Genomic DNA, 640 nt, shown 5'->3' with positions numbered 1-640 from the left:
CGAACTTCAAAGTGACGCTGTCGAATGCCTCCGAGTCCACTGTTCAAGTCGAGCTAGGCCTGAACTTAGGTGACACCGAAGTTGGAGACTTAGGCACCCTAGAATACAACACGGGAAGTGGTTGGGTTGCAGTGCCAAACGATGGCGTAGTAACGGTGCCAGCAGGGCAAACTGAGTTTGATGTGCGTATCGCTTCCATTGATGATGCGGTGTACGAAGGCCCTGAAGATTTCAGTGTGACGGTGACTGGCATTGGCGCAGTGCAAGGCAGCGATACGGGTACGGCGACGATAGTGGACGACGGCACGGGTCCAGGACCTGATCCGGATGATGACCGTCCAAGCGTGACTATTTCAGATGCTGGCACCATTAATGAGGGTGACACGGCGAACTTCAAAGTGACGCTATCGAACGCGTCTGAAGCGGAAACGCAAGTGGAATTGGGTCTTAATCTTGGCGATACCGAAGTTGGAGATTTGGGCACCCTAGAATACAACACGGGAAGCGGTTGGGTTGCAGTGCCAAACGATGGTGTAGTAACGGTGCCAGCGGGGCAAACTGAGTTTGATGTGCGCATTGCTTCTATTGATGATGCTGTTTATGAAGGTCCAGAAGATTTCAGTGTGACGGTGACTGGCAT

1 protein-coding gene is annotated in these 640 nt (G+C 52.5%); it reads left to right on the top strand.

Annotated features, from left to right (window positions below):
• The coding region (locus IQP38_RS25570) for a Calx-beta domain-containing protein (protein ID WP_322621765.1) at window positions 1–640 on the top strand (640 nt) is incomplete at both ends.

Origin of the sequence: Vibrio sp. OPT41, from assembly GCF_015163595.1 — a bacterium.
In the GTDB taxonomy this organism is placed as follows: Bacteria; Pseudomonadota; Gammaproteobacteria; order Enterobacterales; family Vibrionaceae; genus Vibrio; species Vibrio alginolyticus.
This window is presented reverse-complemented; position numbering and strand designations above follow the sequence as displayed.